Annotated in this window: 5 protein-coding genes and 1 pseudogene; all 6 read left to right on the top strand. The window is 72.9% G+C overall.

Features of this window, described 5'->3' with window-relative positions; all coding sequences use genetic code 11:
- Window positions 1–749 (top strand): LysR substrate-binding domain-containing protein (locus tag HMPREF0731_RS25135; protein ID WP_007003507.1); only part of this gene is annotated, 749 nt, incomplete at its 5' end.
- Between the two features lie 176 nt (window positions 750–925).
- Window positions 926–2,320 (top strand): tRNA (N6-isopentenyl adenosine(37)-C2)-methylthiotransferase MiaB, encoded by a 1,395-nt coding sequence (miaB, locus tag HMPREF0731_RS07690; protein WP_007003506.1) that lies wholly within the window; start codon window positions 926–928, stop codon window positions 2,318–2,320.
- A gap of 41 nt (window positions 2,321–2,361) precedes the next feature.
- Window positions 2,362–3,486 (top strand): PhoH family protein, encoded by a 1,125-nt coding sequence (locus HMPREF0731_RS07685; protein ID WP_051014736.1) that lies wholly within the window; start codon window positions 2,362–2,364, stop codon window positions 3,484–3,486.
- Window positions 3,487–3,578: 92 nt separating this feature from the next.
- The gene (gene ybeY, locus HMPREF0731_RS07680; RefSeq protein ID WP_007003504.1) at window positions 3,579–4,058 is read left to right on the top strand and encodes an rRNA maturation RNase YbeY; all 480 of its coding nucleotides are present in this window, start codon (window positions 3,579–3,581) and stop codon (window positions 4,056–4,058) included.
- The gene (locus HMPREF0731_RS07675; RefSeq protein WP_157136011.1) at window positions 4,055–4,960 is read left to right on the top strand and encodes a hemolysin family protein; all 906 of its coding nucleotides are present in this window, start codon (window positions 4,055–4,057) and stop codon (window positions 4,958–4,960) included. The genes ybeY and HMPREF0731_RS07675 overlap by 4 nt, the downstream gene beginning before the upstream one ends.
- Window positions 4,961–5,074: 114 nt before the next feature.
- Window positions 5,075–5,622: pseudogene (locus tag HMPREF0731_RS25130) on the top strand (apolipoprotein N-acyltransferase); the annotation flags it as partial.

Below are 5,622 nucleotides of genomic sequence, written 5' to 3'. Positions count from 1 at the left end.
CCCTGCTGCGCCACGCCCGTCTGGTGCTGGCGCAGCTGGACAGCCTGCGCGGCGAACTCGCCGGCGCACGGCGCGGCACGGTGCGCCTGCTGGCCAACACCGCCGCCGCCACCGCCTGGCTGCCCGAATTGCTGGCGCGCTTCCTGGCCCGCCACCCGCTGCTCGACCTGGCGCTGGAGGAACGCCCCAGCCGCGACGTGGCCGAGGCCGTGGTCAGCGGCGCCGCCCCCCTCGGCATCGCCGCCGACCATGCCGATCTCTCGGGGCTGGAAAGCTTCCCCTTCCGCACCGACCGGCTGGTGGTGGTGGCCCCCCCTTTCCACGCCCTGGCCCGCCAGGGCGGGCTGCGCTTTGCCGAGCTGCTGGGCTGCGACCTGGTGGGCCTCGCCGGCGACAGCGCCCTGCAGCGCCATCTGGCCGGGCATGCGCGGCGCGGGGGGCAGGCGATGCGGCTGCGCATCCAGGCCCAGGGGCCGGAAGTGGTCTGCCGCATGGTGGCGCTCGGCGCCGGACTGGCCATCCTGCCCGAGGCGGTGCTGCGCCCCGGCCACGGCCTGGCGGTGCTGGAATTGCGCGAGGACTGGGCGGAACGCCGCCTGCGCCTGCTGGCGCGCAGCCTCGCCGCCCTGCCCGAGCCGGCCAGGCTGCTGCTCGACCATCTGCGCCAGCCCGCGACCGAACCACCGGGCGGAGCGTCTCGTGACGCAGTGCAAGAAAGAAATCACTTGCCGCGCGGGGTCCGGGTTTGAAACGATAAGGTTGATGAGCAGCCCAGGCGCCACCGCCCTTTCGCGGAGTGCCGGGGTCCTGGTCGCTTGACCCGAGGCCCCGCGCCCCGCACATCCGCCCTCACTGCCGCCCCGCGCCGGGGCGGCCCCGGCGGATGCGCGATGCCGGGTGTCGCTGGCCCAGGGTTTCCCGTTCCATGACCTCCCCCGCCCCTGAATCCCCCCTCGCCGCCCCCCAGCGGAAGAAGCTGTTCATCCGCACCTGGGGCTGCCAGATGAATGTCTATGACAGCACCCGCATGGCGGATGTGCTGGCCCCCCTCGGCTACGGCCCCGCCGAGACGCCGGAGGAGGCCGACATGGTCATCCTCAACACCTGCCACATCCGCGAGAAGGCGTCGGAGAAGGTGTTCTCCGATCTCGGCCGGCTGCGCCTGCTGAAGACCGAGAAGGAACAGGCCGGGCAGAAGATGGTGCTGGCCGTGGCCGGCTGCGTGGCGCAGGCCGAGGGCGCCGAGATCACCGTCCGCGCGCCTTGGGTCGATATCGTGCTGGGCCCGCAGACCTATCACCGCCTGCCGGAGATGGTGGCCCGCGCCAGCCGCGCCGCCGGCGCCCAGATCGACACCGATTTCCCGGTCGAGCAGAAATTCGACCTGCTGCCCGAGGTCAACGCCAACCAGGGCCCGATCGCCTTCCTGACCATCCAGGAGGGCTGCGACAAGTTCTGTTCGTTCTGCGTGGTGCCCTACACCCGCGGCGCCGAATTCTCCCGCCCCGTGGCGGCGATCCTGGCCGAGGCGCGTCGCCTGGTCGCGGGCGGCGCGCGGGAGATCGCGCTGCTCGGCCAGAACGTGAATGCCTGGCATGGCGAGGCGCCGGACGGCTCCACCTGGAGCCTCTCCCGCCTGCTCTATGCGCTCGCCGAGATCGATGGGCTGGCGCGCATCCGCTACACCACCAGCCATCCGCGCGACATGGATGACGCGCTGATCGAGGCGCATGGCCGCATCCCGCAGCTCATGCCCTTCCTGCACCTGCCCGTGCAGAGCGGCTCGGACAAGGTGCTGGCCGCCATGAACCGCGGCCACAAGGCCGAGCTGTTCTACCGCATCGCCGACCGGCTGCGGGAGGCGCGGCCGGACATGGCGCTGTCCTCCGACTTCATCGTGGGCCATCCGGGCGAGACGGCCGCCGACCACGCGGCGACGATGCAGCTGGTGGAGAAGGTGGGCTTCGCGCTGGCCTATTCCTTCAAATATTCGCCCCGCCCCGGCACGCCTGCCGCCGGCCAGCCCTTCCAGGTGCCCGAGGCCGAGAAGGATGCCCGCCTGCAGGAGCTGCAGGCCGTGCTGCGCCGCCAGCAGGACGAATTCAACCGCGCCTGTGTGGGGCGCGAGGTGGACATCCTCTGGACCGGCCCGGGCCGGCATCCGGGCCAGATCGCCGGCCGCACGCCCTGGCTGCAGCCGGTCCACGCCATCGGCCCGGCGGAGCTCGCCGGCCGTATCGCACGGGTGCGCCTGACGGATGCGCATCCGAATTCCCTTTCGGCGGTTCTGTTGGAAGAGAAGGAGCTGACCCCCGCTTGAGCGATCCCGCCACCCTGGCGCTCCGCGCCGATCCCCGCGCCATGGCCCGTCCGGCGGAGAGTGTCTCCGCCGCCCGCACCGTGACCCTGCAATTCGACGACAATGCCCTGCTGCCGCTGCTGTTCGGTGAGCATGACCGGCACCTGGCGCGGATCGAGCAGCGCCTGGGTGTCCGGCTGGCCAGCCGCGGCAACCGGCTGTCGATCATCGGCCCGTCGGAGGGGGCGCAGATCGCGGAGGCCGCGCTGCGCACCCTGTGGCGGCAGCTGGAGCGCGGCGACGTGGTGGGCATGGCCGAGGTGGAGGCGGCGCTGCGCCTGGCCGAGGGCACGCCCGCGCCCGAACCGCGCGGCGAATCGCGCAGCGAGCCGCGCCTGCCGCTGGCCGATCTGCCGGCGATCCGCACCCGCAAAGGGGCGGTCGCGCCGCGCAGCCACGCCCAGGCCGCCTATATCGACATGCTGGCCAAGCGGGACATGGTGTTTGGCATCGGCCCCGCCGGCACCGGCAAGACCTATCTGGCGGTCGCCCAGGGCGTCGCCCTGCTGCTGGCCGGGCGGGTGGATCGCATCGTGCTGTCGCGCCCCGCGGTCGAGGCGGGGGAGCGGCTGGGCTTCCTGCCCGGCGACATGAAGGAGAAGGTCGATCCCTATCTCCGCCCGCTCTACGACGCGCTGAACGACATGATGCCGGCCGATCAGGTGCAGCGCCGCATCGCCTCGGGCGAGATCGAGATCGCGCCGCTGGCCTTCATGCGCGGCCGGACGCTGGCGCATTGCTACGCCATCCTGGACGAGGCCCAGAACACCACGCCGGCCCAGATCAAGATGTTTCTCACCCGCATGGGCGAGGGCACGCGCATGGTGATCACCGGCGATCCCACCCAGGTGGACCTGCCGCCGGGCCAGAAATCCGGGCTGGTGGAGGCGCTGTCCATCCTGCAGGGGGTGGAGGGAATCGGCATGGCCCACTTCGCCGAGGGCGATGTGGTGCGGCATCCGCTGGTGGCGCGCATCGTGGCTGCCTATAATCAGGCAGATCAGAGTGCCGCGGCGACCCATCCGGGGTCGCAGGCCGGCGGCACGGGCCGGCCCTCCTATGGCCGCCCCCCGCTGGGCACACGGCGCCGCGACGGGACTCCCCCCGCGCGGCAGGAAGGAGAATGATGGAACCGGGAAGTCGAACGCCCGGCCGCTCTAGCGCGGTCGGGCCTGCTCACTCCAAGCGAACCGGGCGGGCCAGGCAGGCCTTCCCGGACGTGGTCGTGATTGTCGAAAGCCCCGCCTGGCACGCCGCCGTGCCGCGGGCCGAGCGCTTGGCGCGCCGCGCCGCCGAGGCCGCCTGGGCCGAGATGGCCGAGGATGGCTTCCCGCTCGACAACGCCCCGCCCGGAGCGCCCTCCGGCGCCATGACCGTGCTGCTGACCGATGACCGCTCCGTCAAGCGGCTGAACGGCGAGCACCGCAACAAGGTCAAGCCCACCAACGTCCTGTCCTTCCCCGGCGAGGGCTTCGGCCATCTCGGCGACATCGCCCTCGCCCTCGGCGTGGTGCGGCGCGAGGCCCGGGCCGCGAAGCGCCGGGTGGCCGCGCATCTGGCGCATCTGGTCGCGCATGGCACGCTGCACCTCGGCGGCCATGACCACATCCAGGCCGGCGAGGCCCGCCGCATGGAGCGGGCCGAGGCCCGCATCATGCGCCGGCTGGCGCTGCCCAACCCGTGGAGGGGCGTGCTGTGAGCGGATCGCATCGCGAGGAACGCGAGGGGCTGCTCTGGCGCCTGCAGGGGCTGCTGCGCCGCCGCAGCGCCGAGAGCGTGCGCGACCAGGTGGAGGCGCTGGTCGAGGGCCGCGAGCACCACGAGCACCACGAGCCGAGCGGCCCGCCGCGCCCCGAGCTGGACGCGCAGGAGCGCGCCATGCTGCGCAACGTGCTGAAGCTGCGCGGCAAGACCGCCAATGACGTGATGGTGCCGCGCGCCGACATCGTGGCCATGCCGGAGGACCTGACGCTCGAGCAGGCGATCCGCCTGATCCAGCGCGAGGGGCATAGCCGCTTCCCGGTCTATCGCGGCCAGCTCGACGAGATCGTGGGCATGGTCCACATCAAGGACGTTTTTGCGAGTGTCGGCCGCGAGGCGCCCTTCAGCATGGCCGCCGTGCTGCGCAAGCCGCTCTTCGTCGTGCCCTCCGTGCCGGTGCTCGACCTGCTGCTGCAGATGCGGCAGGCGCGCATGCACCTGGCGCTGGTGGTGGACGAGTATGGCGGCATCGACGGCCTCGTCACCATCGAGGATCTGGTCGAGACCATCACCGGCGACATCTCCGACGAGCATGACGAGGATGCGGCGCCGCAGATCGTCGAGCGGCCGGACGGGCTGATCGACATCGACGCCCGCACGCCGATCGAGACCTTCGAGCAGCAGGTCGGCGCCGTGCTGACCGAGGATGAGCGCGAGCAGGACATCGACACGGTGGGCGGCCTCGTCTTCACCCTGGCCGGGCGCGTGCCGGCGCGGGGCGAGCTGGTCTCGCACGGCTCCGGGCTGGAATTCCGGGTGCTGGAGGCCGATCCGCGCCGCATCCGCCGGCTGCGGGTGCGCCGCCCCGGCACGCTGCCCGCCAAGGCGGCCGCCGAATAAGGCGATTTGCCTGATGGCCCGCTCCGGGGGGATAGTGCCCCCCCGGCGCGTGGCCCGGAAGGGCGCGCCCCTTCCGGGCGCCGCCGCCCCTCGCGCGACGGAACCCCCCTCCCCTTGCTGACCAAGCTCTCCCTGCTGACGGGCCGCCGCCCCCTGCTGGCCGCCTTCCTGCTCGGCCTGCTTTCGGCGCTGGCCCTGCCGCCGCTCTACGCCGTGCCGGTGCTGCTGCTGGCCATTCCCGGCCTGCTGGCCCTGCTGGACGGCGCCGGCTCCGCCCGGCGGGCGGCGCTGCTCGGCTTCGCCTTCGGCTGGGGGCACCATATCGCCGGGCTCTACTGGATCAGCCACGCGCTGCTGACCGATCCCTGGCGCTGGGGCTGGCTGGTGCCGGTCGCCGTGCCGGGGATCGCCCTGCCGCTGGCCGCCTATCTGGCGCTGACCACGCTGCTGGCCTGGCGGGCCCGGCCGGGCTGGCCGCGCGCCCTGGCGCTGGCCGGCGGCTGGACGCTGCTGGAATGGCTGCGCGGCCTGCTGTTCACCGGCTTCCCGTGGAACGCCATCGGCACGGTCTGGGCCTTCGACGCGCTGCCGCTGCAGGGCGCGGCCCTGGCCGGCGTGCACGGGCTGACGCTGGCGACGCTGCTGCTGGCCGCCCTTCCCGC

This window comes from Pseudoroseomonas cervicalis ATCC 49957 (genome assembly GCF_000164635.1).
In the GTDB taxonomy this organism is placed as follows: domain Bacteria; phylum Pseudomonadota; class Alphaproteobacteria; order Acetobacterales; family Acetobacteraceae; genus Pseudoroseomonas; species Pseudoroseomonas cervicalis.
Note: the sequence above shows the minus strand (reverse complement) of the source record. Positions and strands in the feature narration are given on the sequence as shown.